This is a genomic window from Asaia krungthepensis NRIC 0535 (assembly GCF_025995175.1).
GTDB classification, from domain to species: domain Bacteria; phylum Pseudomonadota; class Alphaproteobacteria; order Acetobacterales; family Acetobacteraceae; genus Asaia; species Asaia krungthepensis.
Genome location: NZ_BAPV01000043.1, coordinates 92852 through 110210, shown reverse-complemented (window position 1 = coordinate 110210; position 17359 = coordinate 92852). Strand labels below are relative to the sequence as shown.

Below are 17359 nucleotides of genomic sequence, written 5' to 3'. Positions count from 1 at the left end.
CATGATCCTGCCCCCGTCCGGCAGAGCCAGAACGCGCGCGCTGCGCGTGCTCGGTTGCACCTCCGTTATCGCTTTGCTCTGTGCCTTCGACGCCCGCGCCGAGAGCCAATCGAAAACCCCTCCGGCCCCCGATGACGACAAGCCTGTAGAATATCTTCAGGTCCAGGGCATAAGGCGCACCGCCATCCATTCGGCTGATACCGCCACACTACTTAAGGGATCGCTCGGTTACAGCCTCTATTCAGCTGGAGGCGTCTCTGCGCTACCCGTACTCAACGGGATGGCGGATGACCGTGTGGCGACGATCGTCGATGGCATGCGCATCGCTTCGGCCTGTCCCAATCACATGAATCCCGCGATGTCCTATATCGACCCGGATAGCGTGGCCTCGGCAGAGGCGATTGCCGGTGTGACCCCAGTCAGTATCGGTGGAGACAGCACGGGGGGAACAGTCAGGATCGAGCGTCGGGACCCGCTTTTTGCGAAATCGGGCAAGGTCCTGATCACAGGACATGTGCGCGGCGATTACCGCAGCAATGGCGGCGGGTCGGGCGCTTCGGGCACAGTGACGGTCGCCAATGACACACTTAGCCTCCGCTATACCGGCTCGTACAGCCATGCCAGCAATTACCATACGGGTGGTGATGGGCGTCAGGTGCGCTCCACAAGCTATCTCTCGTTCAATCACGCTGTGACGGCCGGACTGAAGAAGGACAATCACCTGTTGGCACTGACCTTTGGTCAGCAAGACATCCCATATGAGGGTTTCCCAAATCAGTATATGGATATGACCAATAACCGATCCACCTTCGTCAACGGCAAGTACCGGGGCGAATTCGAGTGGGCGACCCTCGATGTCCGCGGCTTCTGGCAACGCGTCGATCATGTCATGAACATGATGAATGACAAGGGCGGCCATAGCGCCACCACCGGGATGCCCATGAACACGGACGCCCGAACCGCTGGCTATGCGATTGATCTGACGATCCCAATATCCACACGGCATTCCGTCAAGATCGGGAGCGGCTATGACCATAACGGACTCAATGACTGGTGGCCTCCCTTAATCGGAAGCATGATGATGGGGCCCAATACGTTCCACAACATCAATAACGGGCATCGGAACAGGCTGGGTCACTACATTGAGTGGAACGCACAATGGACGAGCCGCTTCTTCACGCAGCTTGGCCTGCGCAATGATCTCATCATGATGAACACCGGCAAGGTCGCGCCGTACTCCTGGACAGGTATGATGCAGATGGCCGATATCATGGCGGCGAAACAATTCAACGCCGCATCACGCGGGCGCACGGACACGAATTTCGATGTCACCGCGACCGGACGCTATCATGCCCTGGACAGCCTCATGATCGAGGGAGGCTACGCGCGCAAGACGCGCTCGCCCAATCTCTACGAACGTTATGCCTGGGGCATGGGCACCATGGCCACGCGCATGATCGGTTGGTTCGGCGATGGCAATGGTTATGTCGGCAATCTTGATCTAAGGCCCGAAATTGCTAACACGGCAAGTGTGACAATCACATGGCATGATCCGAAGGGGGAGGGGTGGCGACTCCGGTTGCAGCCCTTCTACACCTACACGGAGGGTTACATAAACGTCATCCCGCTTGCCCGATTCAGCAACGGCCTCTCGAAACTGCAATTCGTCAATCACTATGCCCAGAGCTATGGAATCAATGCCAATGCTCAGGCGCGACTATGGAACAGCGATCGTTTCGGCCAGGGTAAGATCGTGAGCACGTTCAGCTGGGTGCGCGGCCAGGACATGGAAACGCATACGGGTCTTTATCATCAGATGCCCACCAACGGCACGATAGGCCTGCGCGAGACCTGGCAGAACTGGGCCGGGAGGGTCGATGTCACGCTAGTGAAACGCAAATCCACGGTGGATCGGATACGCAATGAGCCCCGTACACCCGGCTACGCGCTTCTTGGACTGGGCGGGAGCTATCGCTGGCGTAAATACACCCTGGATGCGAGCATCGAGAACGTACTGAACCAGAAATACTATCTTCCCCTCGGCGGACTATCCCTCGGTGATTTTCGCCAGACCAATATCCTCGCTCCTCTCGCGGGGCTTGGACGCTCATTCAACCTGAGCCTGAACGCCGCTTTCTGATCCTGCCTTTCTGGGAGGACACGCCTCCTCCGGTCCCGGGGCCGGAGGAGGGTGGAACAGGACCGAGCCATCAGCCCGGGTCTCCGCCAGCGCGTTTGTCTTGGCGCGGAGGCCTCGATGGGCTACGCCCCGCCCATGCTCGATGTCAAAATATCTGGTGAAACTGTCGCTCCAGCCAAAATCAGCGAAGAGATGAATCCCGTGTCGGACCGTCGTCCTCCGGACAAAGTAACGCCCATGCCGGTCCATGCGATGCTGATACTGGCCATGGCGGCGTTCGTGACACTCTTGACCGAAATCATGCCAGCGGGATTGCTCTCATCCATCTCGGCGGGTCTTGGCGTGTCTCAGGCCGTCGGGGGGCAGTTCATCACGGCCTTTGCCTTCGGTGCGCTCGCGGCAGCGCTTCCTTCGGCTGCCTTTACTCACCGTATGCGTCGTAAAAAACTTCTGCTCTTCGGGCTCATCGGCTTCACGCTGGTCAATGCCGCCAACGCGCTTGTCAGTGACTTTCCCTTGGCACTCATGATCCGCTTTCTCGCCGGGTGCTTCGGCGGTCTGGTATGGGCCATGTTTGCGGGCTATGCCACACGTCTGGCACCACCCGCGCAGCGCGGACGGGCGATTGCCCTTGCAGGCTCAGGCGTGACACTGGCCATGGTTCTCGGCGCACCGCTGAGCGCCCTCCTGGGTCAAGTGATCGGCTGGCGCGGGACATTCGGTGCGCTTGCTATGTTGAATGCTATGCTGACTATCTGGGCGATCATGATCCTCCCCGATGCACCAGGAAGCGACCAGGAAGGGCGTTTCGCGATCATCCCCACGCTCAGGCTGCCCGGGGTTGCGGCCAATCTTACGCTGATCTTCAGCTTCGTTGCAGCGCATAGCCTGCTTTACGTGTATATCGAGCCGCTGCTGGGACCGTCCGGTCTGTCCCAGCGCGTCGATGCGCTGCTGCTGTTGTTCGGTGCAGGTTCTGTTGTCGGCCTGTTTGCCACGGGTATTTTGATTGACCATCACCTGTCGCGCCTGACATCGCTGAGCATCGCGCTGTTCGCGGTGGCTGCCATGGCGTTGGCTCTGGGGCTGGCTCACATCTCCCTGGTATTGCCTGCCATCATCTGCTGGGGTCTGACCACTGGCGGCTTTGCCGCTCTCACCCAGAGTGCGATGGCACAGGTGAGCGGGCGGCTTATCGATGTCGCGCAGGCCATGGCGACCACCGCCTGGAATCTCGCTGTCTCAACAGGGGGATTGCTCGGCGGCGCGCTTCTGACGCATGCCTCGATCGGCAGCTTGCCGTGGATGGCGTTGTTGCTGCTTCTGCTCGGGCTAGCTGCCTTCGTCAGGGGGCTGCGCCCCCTGATCAGATAGCGCGTTCTCCACAGCACCGCTGGGGCGGGCAAAACGCCCTTGCTGCCTCGGGAGACATCGGTCGGGCGGGAATGGCGCCCAGCCTCAGGAGTGTTCCCTATGGGTGAGTTGCCAATGCAGGCGTTTCCGATGAAGCGTTCTGACGCTCAACGTTACGACGCTGACCAGAAAAATCGTTATTCCCAGACTGATCGCCAGCGATTCAAGATCTGTCATGGCGTAGTGCTGATGTAATGGACCCCACCATCTCATTGTGCGATCTCCCCTTCCTGTCGGTGTCGCCGGAGCCCGCCTCATCTGGCTCTTCAGGGCCCTTGATGTGCGGGTGATCCAAGCGACACAAGGAAAGTGCGCCCCTACGAAACGAATTTCAATATTTGAATTAATCCATCATTATCACGGTATCGATACTTTGATCTAGATCAATATTCATATTTTTGGCGCCATTCCAAGTAACGCGATGATGTTTGTTTTTGAACGGGTAATGTGACGCTGTGAGGGCGGAATGCGATGGACGCGTTTCGCCGTGCTGGGAGCGATTGGGCGAGTGGGCGCGTCGTGCGGACTGCGACAGGCCGATCCCGCGCTGTATTGAAACTCGCAGGAACACTGTGACGCTCGGCCTACGCCGCGCTTCCATGTATCGACCAAGCGCCGGGGGCCATAGACGCCGATCAAAGCGAGAGGCAAAGGAAGGGCCATACAAGGAAGGAAGCCTGCCTGAGGGAGACGTCCACACCTAACCCAGAGGCATACCCAGTCTTGCGCCATCGAAGACCGACGCGTCAGGACGTCGGGTCATTGGAGCGGCGCTTCCGGCGATCCTGTTCAAGTCATCCGAGCGTGCGCCGGGTATACTATGTTCGTCAGTGGGCGGAAAACAAAAGGGGAGGCGCTGTTGCGCACTCCCCTCGAACCCTATGGCAGCGTGCCAGAGCGTCCAGTCGTAATCAGTTCTTGGTCCAGCCGCTCAGAACAGCGTCCTTGACCGATTGCGGCAGCGGTACATAGTCCAGCTTGACAGCGTCCGGGTTGCCGTTCTTCAGCGCGTAGCTGAAGAAATCCTTCACAGCCTTGCCCTGCGCTGCATCCTTCGGATCGGTCGGAACCAGAACGAAGGTGGCGCTCATGATCGGCCATGCATTGGCACCGGCGATGTCGAGCAGATCGACTGCAAAGCGATCGGCATGCGCCCAGTCGGCATGGGAGGCAGAAGCTGCGAACGAGGCGGCATCGGGCTTGATGAATGCACCGTCGTGATCACGCAGCTGAGCCATGTTCAGGTGATTGCGGCTGGCATAGGCATATTCGACATAGCCGATGCCACCTTCAGATTCCTTGACTCCGGCAGCCACACCGTCATTGCCACGCGCGCCTGCACCACCAGCCCAGGCGATGGAGGTGCCTGCACCGAATTTCTGCTTCCAGCCAGCCGACACCTTCGAGAGGTACGAGGTGAAGACAAAGCTGGTGCCCGAGGCATCGGCGCGATGGATCGGCGCAACGTCTGAGTCAGGCAGCTTCAGGCCCGGGTTCAGCGCCGCGATGCGCGGGTCATTCCACGTTGAGATCGTGCCGTCATACAGACCTGCGATGGTCGGGCCATCGAGCTTCAGCATGCCGGGGGCGATGCCGGGCACATTCACGATCACCACGATACCGCCCATCACGGTCGGGAACTGGTAAAGCTTGTTGCTGTCCAGCTTGGCGGCTTCCATCGGCTTGTCGGAGGCGCCGAAATCGACCGTGCGGGCGATTGCCTGGTTCTGACCTGCGCCCGAACCGACGCTTTGATAATTGATGGACGTGCCGATGGCCTTCTGTGCAGTCTCGCCCCAGGCACCATAGATCGGCGCAGCGAAGCTCGACCCGGCACCGGTGATGGTCGCGGCATGAGAGACACCGCAGGACAGGGCCAGGGAGAGAGAAAGAGCACCGAAAATTCGGGTAAGACGCATTGTTTGACCTCTATAGATCGAGATGACGGCTCGTTCTATCTGCGCCAGCAACAGGAAGATACAAATATAAGATGATAGTTTTATGAAACAACTACCGGGCGTACAGTGAGTCGGAGCCTTCGTATCGGCCCGGCAGGACGTGACCCCGGATGGGCTCGGAATTCGAAATATCTCCACCATCTACAAACGCAAAACGCCCCTCCGGAGAGGGGCGTGGCTGTATGAAGAGCAGAGACGGCTTCTGCATCCAATCAGAAGCTGACCCCAGTCTCCAGATCGATCAGGAGGGCGTTCTTGTAGCGATTGGTCCCGCCAGGATGCCAGATATACTGTAAACCGGGCCGGATCGTCAGCCACGGGGCAGGGCGCCAGCCATAGTTGATTTCGCCCGAATGCTCGCCGCTCGGCTTGAGCAACCCGGTATCTTGGGTCTGCACGGACTGAAGGGCACCGACATAGGCTCCGAGCTTCGGGTTCACGAAGTTGAATTTGCCGCCGATGCTGATCGTGTCGTTCGGGCGGTTCCAGAACGTGCCCTTGCGCACAACACCCCAGGTGATGAAGTACGGTGCGATTGCCGTACGCGGGTCACCCCAGGTGAAGGACATGAAAGCCACCGTCGAACGCGTCGGGTCGCTTTTGTCGCGCTGCAGCATCTGGTCGGCCATGAACCAGCCGCCGTAACGCCCACGCACCTTGTCGATGGGCAGATTGCCCAGCACGCTGGTCGGAAGCTCGAACCCGGCAAGCTGTGCGTAAACGTTCTTGACCTCGGACGTATCCCAGTAGCCGCCGATCTTCACATTGGTCGGCAGGCGGCCCTTGCTGTCCGTGCCACCAAAATGCCAGCCCAGCTGGAAGGGGAGATAGGCCCCGGTCGAGCCGTGCAGCCACATCTTCCAGGCATATCCCGTGTTCGAAATTGTCGGGTCGACGTTATAGATACCGGCCGAGACCAGCATGCGTTCGTCTCCGAACGGGAAGAGCTTCAGGAATGCTCCTGGATGCGCCGTTGGATAGTATCCGTAGCCGGAGTTGCTTGCCAGTGCCTGGGGCATACCGCAGATCGCGTTTGATTCGAACTGGCAGTAAAGATTCATGCCCCAATGCATGGTCGACTGGCCGAAATCGTTTTCGGTATTGATCCAGCCGATTTCGGTATCGGCGTAACGGTTCCACTGCATCTCCCATGAGAGGCGTGTGAAGCGGATCGTTTCGCCAGACCCGAAGATTTCCTGCGGGCTGTTCAGTGCCGGGAGCTGCTGGCCGATGCCCAGACCCGCACGTTCGGTCAGAAGCACGTGGAACATACCGTAATTATGGCCGGTCAACTGGGCGAGATTGACGTCGGCACCGATCGCTACTTCATGCGCATAGCGCACGGTTTGCGCGCGTCCACCGGTCGGGTTACCCGCACTATCCTGAAGATAATGTCCCTGGGGCGTGATGCCCATGTTCTGCAACCGCGTGCGCAGACCGCCCCAGTCACCCGTCATGGTGGGTTGCTTCAGCCAGTCGGAAAAGCTCGCGGGAAACAGGGCCTCATCGCCCGGAACCGGGACTATCGGATGGCGCACCGTGCCGAGGGAAGGCTGGGTACGATCATAGGGGCTGCCGTAAAGGTTGGGCGGGTTATCCGCTCCCTTGCCAGCGTGATTCTGCGTTGCGGTTTCCTTCAGCATCGGGTCGAGCGTGGCGGTCGTCTGATCGCTGGGGCTGGCTTTCTGACTCTGGCTTTGTGCAGCGGCCTGCGAGACGAGGAAGCAGCTTCCCAGAATGGTGCCTGCGGCCCAGAGGGAGAGGAACGTCCCGGTCTTCGAAACAGGCATGATGGCACGAACTCGTTGCTGTGACAGGAAGCGGTGTTGGGAACCGCAGGCACTCCCTATCAATATTTCATATCATGACAAGCATCTTGACGCGTTCGCATCAAAACTCACGATATGGGTCGAGCCAGTGTTGTTTTGCCGCCACACAGACGCGTGATCGGACCGCGCAAACCAGCTGTCAGCGCCATGTTGCCCGATTTCGCAGACAGATACCTCCGAGGTGCAGGAGGCTGTGATTTCCTCCTTTCCCCGGACACCCTGAGTGCGTCGTCCTCCATGAATCAGCCCCTTGCGAAATCCGCGCGGGGGAAGTTTCGCTAGAACCAGCTCCTGATACCGAAGCTGAGCCTTGCACGGCCTGCCGCTTCATCACGCTGACGCGCAAAGCGCCGTGCCTGATCGAAGTAGCCGTCATAGGTCAGAGCGATATAGGGAGCGAATTTGCGCCATATCTCGTAGCGCAACCGAAGCCCCGTATCGATATCCGAAAAACCGGCACCGCTCCCTCGTGCCATATCGGCCTTGGAATAAATGTTCAGTTCGACCTGGGGTTGCAGGATCAGACGGTTGGTAATGGCGATGTCATAGGATCCCTCGAACCGCCCCGCAAAACGTCCCTGATCGCTCACATAAGCTGTGGCCTGGACCTCGAACTGGTAAAGCGCAAGCCCCTGCAGTCCGAATGCGCCCCAGGTCCGTGTTGGTCCGCTATCGAGATCAACGCGTACGCCGCCCTGTACGTCGAAATAGGTTGAGATCGAGCGGCTGTAGAGGAGCTCCTGGTCGCCATCATCCATACGGCCTTTGGTAACCGTTCCCTCCGAGCGAAGCCACAGGCGGTTGTAGTCACCACCGACCCAGGCCTCGCCATCCCAGCGAAAACTCGACTCTGCGCCGGCCAGTCTGCCCTCGAATTGATTGAGCAGGCCATGCACCCATATGCCCTGGTCCATGACGGGCATGACACCGTCAATGTAGCTCGGCATTGGCGCGGCGACCGATGAGGCCTCCGTCGCCGGGGCGGCCGAGCCAGATGCGGCGTAGCCGGTGAAGAGCCCGGTGATGACCATGCTTGTGAAAATGCGCCTCATGACACCACCACCGTACGGAACATCCCCAGATGCATGTGATAGATAAGGTGGCAATGCAGCGCCCACATGCCCGGTGTATCGGCGGTAACCAGATAGCTGAGGGTCGATCCCGGCTGGGAAATGATTGTATGCTTGTTGGGACGATGGCTCCCCTGACCGTTCTCCAGTTCGCTCCAGAAGCCATGCAGATGGATCGGGTGCTCCATCATGGTATCGTTGATCAGCGTTATCCTTACCCGCTCATTCAGGCGAAGCATGATTGGTGGCGCTTCGGAGAACTTCTTGGCATCGAAGCCCCAGATGTAGCGCTGCATGTTCCCGGTCAGATGCAAAATGATTTCGCGGCTTGGCGGTCTCTGATCCGGCGCGGGAGTGAGACCGCGCAGCATGGCGTAGCTTAGAACGCGTCGTCCATTATCTTCCAGACCGTCACCGGCTTCGTTCAGACGGTTGACAGGGTGCATCGCGACATTCTGGTTTTCTACATTGCGGGGTGGCGGGCCTGGATCGTCTTTCACGATGGGGGGCTGTTGGGCGGGGGGGGCTTGGGTGCTTGACGCCGTATCCGCGGGGTGTTCCATGCCGCTCATGCCGCTCATGCCGCTCATGCCGCTCATGCCGCTCATGCCGCTCATGCCGCTCATGCCGCTCATGGTTTTACCGCCCGGCATCGTGCGTCCCATTCCCATGTCCACCATGGTCCTCACCGGGCGCGGATCCATGGGGGGCACAGGTCCCGTCATCCCGATCCGCGGTGCCAGCGTGCCGCGCGCATAGCCGGTGCGGTCTTCGGACTGGATGAAAATGGTCCAGGCGCGTTCGTCGGTTGGCTGCACGATCAGGTCGTAAGTCTCGGCAGGACCGATGCGGAATTCATCGATCTTCACCGGCTCGACATCCTGCCCATCTGCCGCCACTACCGAAAAACTCAGGCCGGGAATGCGGAAGTCGAAGAGCGTCATTGCGGAGGCATTGATGATACGCAGCCGGACACGTTCGCCGGGCGTGAACACACCGGTCCAATTGGCGTCGGGCGTCTGGCCGTTGATCAGATAGGAGTAGATGACCCCGCTGACGTCGGAGATGTCGGTTGCGGACATGCGCATGCGCGACCACATCAGCCGGTTCGTCACGGCCTTATTCAGACCCTGCTTGCGGGCATCGTGAAACAATGAGACCAGCGTGCGCTGGCGGAAATTATAGTAATCGTCCTGCTGCTTCAGATTGCTCACGATGTCATGGGGTGCGACATCGCTCCAGTCCGATAACACCATGACGTAGTCGCGCTCGAAGCGTCTTGGATCAGACGTGGCCGGGTCGATCACCAGGGCGCCGAAGAGCCCCTGCGCCTCCTGCATGCCGGAATGACTGTGGTACCAATATGTGCCGGACTGGCGAAGCGAGAAGCGATAAGTGAAAGAGGACCGCGCCGGAATCCCTGCAAAACTGATCCCGGGTACGCCATCCATGGCGGCAGGCAGACGTATACCATGCCAGTGAATCGATGTTGGCTCGTCAAGATGATTCATGACCTCGATCTCCACGGTATCGCCTTCACGCCACCGAAGAGTGGGGGCAGGGGCGCTGCCATTGACAGCGAAGGCGTGTCCGGTCCGGTCACCAACCGTCCAAGGACGCGTGTCGATATCGAGCCTGATTCTTGATACTGCCACGGGCGGGATGTCTGACGGGCCGGGCGACCCGGGAGCCGCGTGGGCCGGGAGGGCGGGCAGCACACCGATGCCGGCGCAACCGGTCACGAAGCGACGCCTCGACAGTCCCGCACCACGGCGAGAGAGCATGGTCATGAAAGGTATCCTGAACAGATTTGAAACGGAGAGCCCGATCCCGTGGAGTCAGAACAGACTACGCGAAGGGCGACGTATCAGAAGTTCAGCGATCCTCTTGGAGGCCGTAGATCGGGGGGAGCCTGCTGTCCGGTCAGGAAGACGGCGTAAGGCGAGGCATAGGCGGCAACCATCATGCGCGGGCGCGGGGCAAGATAAATGCTGTGCGGTAGGGCCAGGCCCGACAGGCAGGTCTGGGAAACCATGCACGTGCCGCAATCATGCGTATGACCACTTCCATGAGCAGGTGACGCGGGGCGATCCATGCATCCTGTCTCCCCCATCGTCGCGCATCCCTGATGACCATGAGGATGCGCGCTCGCCTGCCCGGGCAGGAACCCACGCAATGCAATCAGGCACGTCACGAACAGGACGGTCAGTAATGAACGGCGAAGCCGGGCCATGGGTCCTCAAACTGGGAAGAGTACAATATCCTACGCAGCGCCGCGAGTTGATTGCAACCTGTATCGTCCCTACCTAGTTCATCATCAGCGTCAAACAGGAGATCTCAAATGGTCAACACGATGGAATTCAAGGTCGATGGCATGTCCTGCAGCGGTTGTTCGAGCCGTCTCGAGAAATCTCTGGGCGAAATTCCCGGTTTGACTGCGGTAACTGCAAGCCACGAGACAGGAGCCGTTCGTGTTACAACCAGCGATGTTGCCCTTCCGCGCAGTGCCGTCGAGACTGTTATCGAGGAAACAGGCTTCGATGTGGTGCGTGGCTGAGCCATTGCATTAGCAACGATCGATCGGGCATTAGCGGCATCGCTATCAACCGCTGGGTGGAGTGACGAGCGCCGCGCTACGGGATGCAGTATCCATCCCCGTGCGGCACGAGAATTAGAGTCTGGATACATGACACTGCGATCTTTGGATCTCGAGATCACCGGCATGAGTTGTGCAGCCTGTGCAGCACGGCTTGAGAAGCAACTCAACCGACAGGCTGGTGTCTCTGCCAGCGTCAACTTTGCGTCCTCGCGCGCCGTGATCACGCGGGGAGAGGGGGCGCCCGATCTTTCCAGTCTTGAAAAGCTTGTCGAAAAGACCGGCTTCGGTATCGCGCGCGCAGATCTGATCCTGAATATCTCCGGCATGAGTTGCGCCGCATGCTCCGCGCGGCTCGAAAAACTGCTCAATCGGCTGCCAGGCGTGAGTGCCGCGGTGAACCTGGCCAGCGAACAGGCCCATATCCAGTATATCGAGGGCATGACCGATCCCGCGGGTCTCATGGCAGCGATCGACAAAGCGGGTTTCGGGGCGACACTTCCAGCTGAGAGTGCCGCGTCCCCTGATAAACCAGGGCAGGGAAGAGCCTATACAGACCTCCTCCTGACGGCGCTGTTCTGCTTGCCGTTTCTCGTCGGCATGATCGCCATGGCTTTCGGGGCGCATCATCTCGTGCCTTTATGGCTCCAGGCGGTTTGCGCAACAGTCGTGCAGCTGTACTCGGCGCGTGTCTTCTATCGCAGTGCCTGGCATGCCCTGCGCTCGCGATCGGCCAATATGAATGTGCTGGTATGCCTTGGTACCAGCATTGCCTATGGTTTCAGCCTGATCGTCACTTTTTCCGGGCTCCGTCTCCCCGTATATTTCGAAGCCAGCGCCTTCGTCATTCTGCTCGTGTCGCTCGGGCGGCTGATGGAGGAGCGTGCCCGTCACAAGGCTGCGGCAAGGCTCGAAGCTCTTCTCACCCTCAAGCCAGAGACCGCCAACCGCATTGAGGGCGATAGTATCGTATCCCGGCCGGTGGCCACATTACGCATTGGCGACCTGTTCTTGGTCAGACCGGGCGAGTCCATTCCCGTCGACGGCGAGGTGACGGAGGGGGAGACCGAGATCGATGAATCCATGCTCACCGGAGAGGCGAGCCCAGTATTGCGGAAAACCGGCGATACCATATTTGCCGGAACGCTGAATACGACGGGTGTCCTGCGCGCGCGCGCCACTTCCCTGGGGAGTGACACGGCACTTGCCCGGATCGTCGCGCTCGTATCCCGCGCCCAAGGGTCCAAAGCACCGATCCAGAGACTGGCAGATCAGGTCTCTGCCGTTTTCGTGCCCGCGATCATCGCCATTGCTCTGGCGACGTTCCTGATTGGCTGGGCAGTCAGGGGCGATGCAAGCTGGGCACTTGTCTCGGCGATCTCGGTTCTCGTCATCGCTTGCCCCTGTTCCCTAGGTCTCGCCACCCCGACCGCCTTGATGGTCGGAACCGGCAAAGCAGCCTCGGCGGGCATCCTGTTCCGCAATGCCGAGGCGCTCGAGCGCCTGCATCGCCTCGACATTCTGGCGCTCGACAAGACCGGGACGATCACCACGGGTGAGCCCCGGATCGAGAATATCGTTCCCAGCGCCAGTATCTCGCGTGATGCCCTGCTCGCCACGGCCGCCGCGCTGGAGATCAATTCGGAACATCCCCTCGCCAGGGCAATCCTGCGTCAGGCGCGGGACGAAAATCTGGGCATGGATCTCGCGCTGGATCATTTCCGCGCTGTTCCTGGCAAAGGCATCGAGGCTCGGTCAGGGAGGAACATCTACCGGCTCGGCACACGGGATTATCTGACGGAGAACGGCGTCGATTGTGACCAGGTGCCCAAAGGTGAGGCGGGCATGACCGAAATCCTCGTATCCCGGGGGGAGCATTATCTCGGCGTGCTGTCGCTTTCGGATGCGCTGCGCCCGGAGGCTCCCTCGGTCATGAGATCCCTCGCGATGCAGGGGATTGAGACGATCATGCTGACCGGCGATACGGTTTCGAGCGCCCGTGCTGTGGCCTCGCGCGCCGGGATTACTCAACTCGAAGCGGCGCTTCGCCCTGAAGGCAAGGTTGCCGCAATAGAAAAACTGCGTGGGCCGGGCCGGGTCATTGGCATGGCGGGCGATGGCATCAATGACGCGCCTGCGCTTGCCTCGGCGGATATCAGCATCGCGATCGGCTCAGGTTCGGCTGCTGCTCTGGAGACGGCCGATCTGGTTCTCATGAGCGCCGATCTTCGGGCTATTCTGGATGCCCTGTCTCTATCCCGCGCGACAGTCTCCAAGATCAGGCAGAACCTTTGTTTCGCCTTCGGGTACAACATTGCAGCCATTCCTCTCGCTGCTTGCGGGTTGCTCAATCCAGCTCTCGCCGGGGGGGCAATGGCTCTCAGTTCGGTCTCGGTTGTATCGAATTCCCTGCTTCTGAACCGCTGGCGCTCCGCCCGCACCGAGCACTGATCGCACGTCCCGCCGGGCTATGGCGCGACAGGCGTCTTCCGGGCTGGGACATTCGTATCCTGCGTATCATGATGCTCGAATTCAACGATAGGCACTGTCCAATGCTCTGGATGCGTAAGCCCGCGAATGTGCGCCGTGCGATCAAAACTGGACATGTGCCCTCCAGTACAGCTCCTTGCGCGTGTGGGTGTCGCGAGCGGAAAGGCAGGTGACCACTGGCTATGTAATAATATTACCTAAATACGTTCCTAATCAGCATATAAAATCATAAAATATCGCGCGGAGGATATATATCCTGGCTCTGTGTGAGTCTGTGTTAGGGCGATGTTAAGGAATGTTGCAGGAAGACAACATAACGTCCGCAATATGACTCATTCCAACCGATCTGTAATCAAAGGTGCTTGCGCGTAGCCTGCTAGTTCTGCAACGACACAGAACCGAAACATTGTGTCTCTCTTGCTTACTTTTGGGTGATCCGCTTCATGAAGTGCCATTCGATCCTTGCCAGGATTCTCGGTGCCACCGTCCTGACCTCGTCCTGGTGCGGGGTTCCGGCTGCGATGGCTGCAACGCAGGTTCACAAGCATGCCAGTCATAAAAGCACTGCGGCCAAGCCGATGCCGGTACGTCAACAGAACGTTGCGGCCGATGGCAGCCGCGCCGCAGTCCCGACGGCAGCGCCCGCCGCGAAGCCTGCCGCGCGCGCCCGCGTGTTGACCAGCGGGGTGAGTGAAGGGGGAAGCGAGAGCATTGTCGTGACGGGGTCGATGCTGCGCAGCTCGAACAACCAGAACGCAAACCCGGTCCAGATCGTCACGGCCAAGCAGATCCAGCAGACCGCCGCAACCACGCTGGGCGATTACCTGCAGCGTCTGCCATCAATCGGCAACTCGGGCGCTTCCAACACCCAGACCAATGGCTTTGGCGGCGTTTCCTGCACGGATATCCGCAATCTCAGCTCGAAGCGTGTCCTTGTCCTGATCGATGGCAAGCGCGTGGCGCAGGACCCCGGCGCCGCCTGCGTCGATCTGAACACGATCCCCATCGAGCAGATTGCAAGTGTTGAAATCCTCAAGGACGGTGGTTCCGAGCTGTACGGCGCCGATGCTGTTTCGGGTGTGGTCAACATCAAGCTGCGCCATGACCTGACCACAGGGGGCATGACCATCCGTGGCGGCATCACCGATCAGGGGGACTCCCGCACAGGTCTGATCTCCGGCTTCAAGGGCTGGAATTTCGACCATGACAAGGGCAACATCACTCTGGCCGGGCAGTACCTGACGCAGGGCCCCGTGATGCAGCGTGACCGCGACTGGTCGCGTCTGGTTCAGGCCTCAAACGACCCTGGTGTGCCGCCCATCTACGGCTCAGGCTATACCTCGAATACGCGCGTCCTCAGCGGTCCGGGCGCCGGACTGATCTCGAATGGCGATGGCAGCACGTTCTCGCGCTATACGGCAGCAAATCGCTATAATTACGGCAATAACCAGAGCCTCACGAATTACGTGCAGAACTCGGTGCTGTCCGGCGATGCCCATTACAAGTTCAATGAGCATTTCAATCTCTATGCAAATGTTCGATACGCCCACAAGACGGCAGCGGCTTCGCTGGCGCCTTCGCCGGTGGCTGGCTCGATTTACCCCTCGCAGCTTTCCAACCCGCTGACTTTGCCGGCCAATGCGCCTTACAACCCGTTCGGCGTCGATACGGTCGTCCAGAAGCGCTACACGGATCTCGGTGATCGCCGTCAGGAATATGCGACGGATAACCTGCAGATCACGGGCGGCATGAACGGCCTGATTACCCATAACTGGTATTATGACGCGTCAATGGGTTATGGCGTGAGCCAGGCGCGTTACGATACCAACAATATGGGCAATTACCGTCATATCCTTCAGGAATACGGCATTCGCCAGCTTGACCCGACCGATGCGTCCAGCGCCGTCACCTATGATCCGACTGTCTGCCAGGCCGCAGCGGGATGCTCGTTGCAGAACCCGTTTGCGCCCATGTCGCAACAGGGCGCTTCATACGCCAAATTCAATCAGCACGATCATTCGCAATACATGATCCGTGACTTCAATCTGCGTGTGAACAACGACAAGGTTGTGCGCATGCCGTATGAGCATGGTGGCGATCTGGGTCTGGCATTCGGTCTTGAGCATCGCAGCGAACAGCTCAGCTACGCGCCCGATCCGCTCGCGGTGAATGGTGACACGACCGGCAACACCCAGTCCTACACGGGCGGCGGGTTCAATGCGACCGAGATTTATGGTGAGGCCAAGCTGCCGCTGCTGCGCGATGCATTCCTGGCGAAGGATCTGACAATCGACGCGCAGGGCCGCTGGTCGCATTACAACACCTTCGGCAACACACAGAACTGGAAAGTGGGCATCAACTGGGCGCCCATCCGCGACATCCGTTTCCGCGCAACGCTCGGTACATCCTATCGTCAGCCTAATGTGTATGAACTCTATCAGGGTCAGTCGCTTGGCTATGCCGCAGCGAATGATCCGTGCTCCGGCGCCAGCAATCCGACCGTCATTGCCAACTGCATGAAGCAGGGCATCAATCCTGCAACATTCGAAGTGGCCAATTCCGGTCAGGTTCCGGCCATCAGCGGCGGCAACGGCAATCTGCGTCCCGAAACGGGTCGCACCTATACGGTCGGCACAGTCATCACTCCGCGCTGGATTCCGAACCTTTCGGCCTCTGTGGAGTACTGGCACTACACGATCAAGAACGCCATCAGCGCGGTTTCGGCACAATACGTGCTCGATTCCTGCTATACGGGTTCAGCGCCGCAATACTGCTCCGACATCACGCGTTCGTCGAACCAGCAGATCAACTATGTCAGCACGCTCTATGACAATCTCGGCGGGCTGAAGACATCGGGCATCGATTTCGATCTGGATTATCGTATCCGCATCAATCGTGAGAACTCGATCACGCTGAGCAACAACCTGCAGCAGATCGTTTCCTATCTGCAGCAGAACGAGCCGGGCGGAAGCTGGTACAATTACGCTGGTCGCCTGTTCTTCCAGGGCTCATCGGCGGTCGGCATGCCCAACGGCATTCCTCGCGTGTCGAATTACACCACCGCGACGTGGCAGCATAACGCGTTCGCCTTCACCTATATGCTGCACTACACGGGCGGTATGGTGTGGAACGACATGTCTGAGGATCTGACACGCCAGACCGCAGGGCAATGGCGCACGCCGGGCATCTTCACCCATGACGTGACGGTGAATTACCGTTGGAACAAGTGGAACTTCGAGGCTGGTGTGAACAACATCCTCGACAAGAGGCCGCCTTTCGTGTTCGACACCGCGACAAACACGGCCAATGCCATCTATTCCAGCGCAATGATCGGCCGTTACGTGTTCATGCAGGTCAATCGCTCGTTCTGATTGCACGCTTCCCTCTCCTGCATCACGGCAGGAGAGGGAAAACGACCCGCAGTTGTTTCGCCGGGGATAAGTCTCCCTTGGAGTATCTTTCGCTCACTGCTTCTGCTCCATGTCCGGGGTCAGGATTCCTCTGCATTGTGGCGATACGTCGCCACTGCGAGAGGGGGAACGGCTATCTTACTGATTCCCCCGCCTTTCTCTTCGACGTTGATCTGTGAATGCGGAGCAATCAGTCTCAATTTCTTTTTTGGCCTGAAACAATCCGAGCGAGAGAACTGATTATCGCCGCAGGACGCGTAGATTGCCTAGACATCCACGTCGGACCGAGCGCCTTGAGCCCTGAGCCGAAAGAAGGGCGTCCCGTTACCTCATAACGGATGCCTCGAACCGGGTGGACAAATTATAGCGGCCCATACCTCCAGGCTTATCGTAAGGGGGTCGAGCTGGTGAACCCCGTGATTCTTCCCTTACCTTCCCTTCGAGCGATACGAC

General features: G+C 59.2%; 10 protein-coding genes. 5 read left to right on the top strand and 5 right to left on the bottom strand.

Going from position 1 to position 17359, the window contains the following annotated elements; genetic code table 11:
• Nucleotide 1 precedes the first annotated feature (1 nt).
• Nucleotides 2-2140: a TonB-dependent receptor gene (locus AA0535_RS12115; protein ID WP_264816629.1), complete on the top strand. Its 2139-nt coding sequence runs from the start codon at nucleotides 2-4 to the stop codon at nucleotides 2138-2140.
• A 201-nt stretch (nucleotides 2141-2341) separates the two neighbouring features.
• Nucleotides 2342-3514 carry an MFS transporter gene (locus AA0535_RS12110; protein WP_264816627.1) on the top strand — a complete coding sequence of 391 codons (1173 nt, stop codon included), beginning with the start codon at nucleotides 2342-2344 and terminating at the stop codon, nucleotides 3512-3514.
• Nucleotides 3515-4464: 950 nt separating this feature from the next.
• Here the strand turns inward: AA0535_RS12110 and pstS are convergent.
• The 5 genes from pstS to AA0535_RS12085 all read right to left on the bottom strand — a co-directional run bounded on the left by pstS (nucleotide 4465) and on the right by AA0535_RS12085 (nucleotide 10643).
• A complete protein-coding gene (gene pstS, locus AA0535_RS12105; protein WP_264816625.1) occupies nucleotides 4465-5472 on the bottom strand; it encodes a phosphate ABC transporter substrate-binding protein PstS in 1008 nt (335 codons plus the stop codon).
• Nucleotides 5473-5723: 251 nt separating this feature from the next.
• Nucleotides 5724-7301, bottom strand: coding sequence for a carbohydrate porin (locus AA0535_RS12100; RefSeq protein ID WP_264816623.1), 1578 nt, complete (start codon nucleotides 7299-7301; stop codon nucleotides 5724-5726).
• Between the two features lie 317 nt (nucleotides 7302-7618).
• Nucleotides 7619-8392: a copper resistance protein B gene (locus AA0535_RS12095; protein WP_264816621.1), complete on the bottom strand. Its 774-nt coding sequence runs from the start codon at nucleotides 8390-8392 to the stop codon at nucleotides 7619-7621.
• On the bottom strand, nucleotides 8389-10200 hold the full coding sequence (locus AA0535_RS12090) for a copper resistance system multicopper oxidase (RefSeq protein ID WP_264816619.1): 1812 nt from the start codon (nucleotides 10198-10200) through the stop codon (nucleotides 8389-8391). The genes AA0535_RS12095 and AA0535_RS12090 overlap by 4 nt, the downstream gene beginning before the upstream one ends.
• A 77-nt stretch (nucleotides 10201-10277) precedes the next feature.
• A complete protein-coding gene (locus AA0535_RS12085; RefSeq protein ID WP_264816617.1) occupies nucleotides 10278-10643 on the bottom strand; it encodes a hypothetical protein in 366 nt (121 codons plus the stop codon).
• Nucleotides 10644-10751: 108 nt separating this feature from the next.
• On the opposite strand from AA0535_RS12085, the gene AA0535_RS12080 reads away from it, so the two are divergent.
• The 3 genes from AA0535_RS12080 (at nucleotide 10752) to AA0535_RS12070 (ending at nucleotide 16867) form a co-directional block, all read left to right on the top strand.
• A complete protein-coding gene (locus AA0535_RS12080; protein ID WP_264816615.1) occupies nucleotides 10752-10967 on the top strand; it encodes a heavy-metal-associated domain-containing protein in 216 nt (71 codons plus the stop codon).
• Between the two features lie 129 nt (nucleotides 10968-11096).
• Nucleotides 11097-13457, top strand: coding sequence for a heavy metal translocating P-type ATPase (locus tag AA0535_RS12075; RefSeq protein ID WP_264816613.1), 2361 nt, complete (start codon nucleotides 11097-11099; stop codon nucleotides 13455-13457).
• 482 nt (nucleotides 13458-13939) lie between these two features.
• Complete coding sequence (locus tag AA0535_RS12070; RefSeq protein ID WP_264816611.1) at nucleotides 13940-16867, top strand: TonB-dependent receptor domain-containing protein; 2928 nt, start codon at nucleotides 13940-13942, stop codon at nucleotides 16865-16867.
• The last annotated feature ends 492 nt before the right edge of the window (nucleotides 16868-17359 follow it).

Excerpts from the sequence above, each read along its gene's own strand:
- AA0535_RS12115 (WP_264816629.1), top strand. The coding sequence starts at position 2 with ATGATCCTGCCCCCGTCCGGCAGAGCCAGAACGCGCGCGCTGCGCGTG.
- pstS (WP_264816625.1), bottom strand. The coding sequence starts at position 5,472 with ATGCGTCTTACCCGAATTTTCGGTGCTCTTTCTCTCTCCCTGGCCCTG.
- AA0535_RS12100 (WP_264816623.1), bottom strand. The coding sequence starts at position 7,301 with ATGCCTGTTTCGAAGACCGGGACGTTCCTCTCCCTCTGGGCCGCAGGC.
- AA0535_RS12095 (WP_264816621.1), bottom strand. The coding sequence starts at position 8,392 with ATGAGGCGCATTTTCACAAGCATGGTCATCACCGGGCTCTTCACCGGC.
- AA0535_RS12090 (WP_264816619.1), bottom strand. The coding sequence starts at position 10,200 with ATGACCATGCTCTCTCGCCGTGGTGCGGGACTGTCGAGGCGTCGCTTC.
- AA0535_RS12085 (WP_264816617.1), bottom strand. The coding sequence starts at position 10,643 with ATGGCCCGGCTTCGCCGTTCATTACTGACCGTCCTGTTCGTGACGTGC.
- AA0535_RS12080 (WP_264816615.1), top strand. The coding sequence starts at position 10,752 with ATGGTCAACACGATGGAATTCAAGGTCGATGGCATGTCCTGCAGCGGT.
- AA0535_RS12075 (WP_264816613.1), top strand. The coding sequence starts at position 11,097 with ATGACACTGCGATCTTTGGATCTCGAGATCACCGGCATGAGTTGTGCA.
- AA0535_RS12070 (WP_264816611.1), top strand. The coding sequence starts at position 13,940 with ATGAAGTGCCATTCGATCCTTGCCAGGATTCTCGGTGCCACCGTCCTG.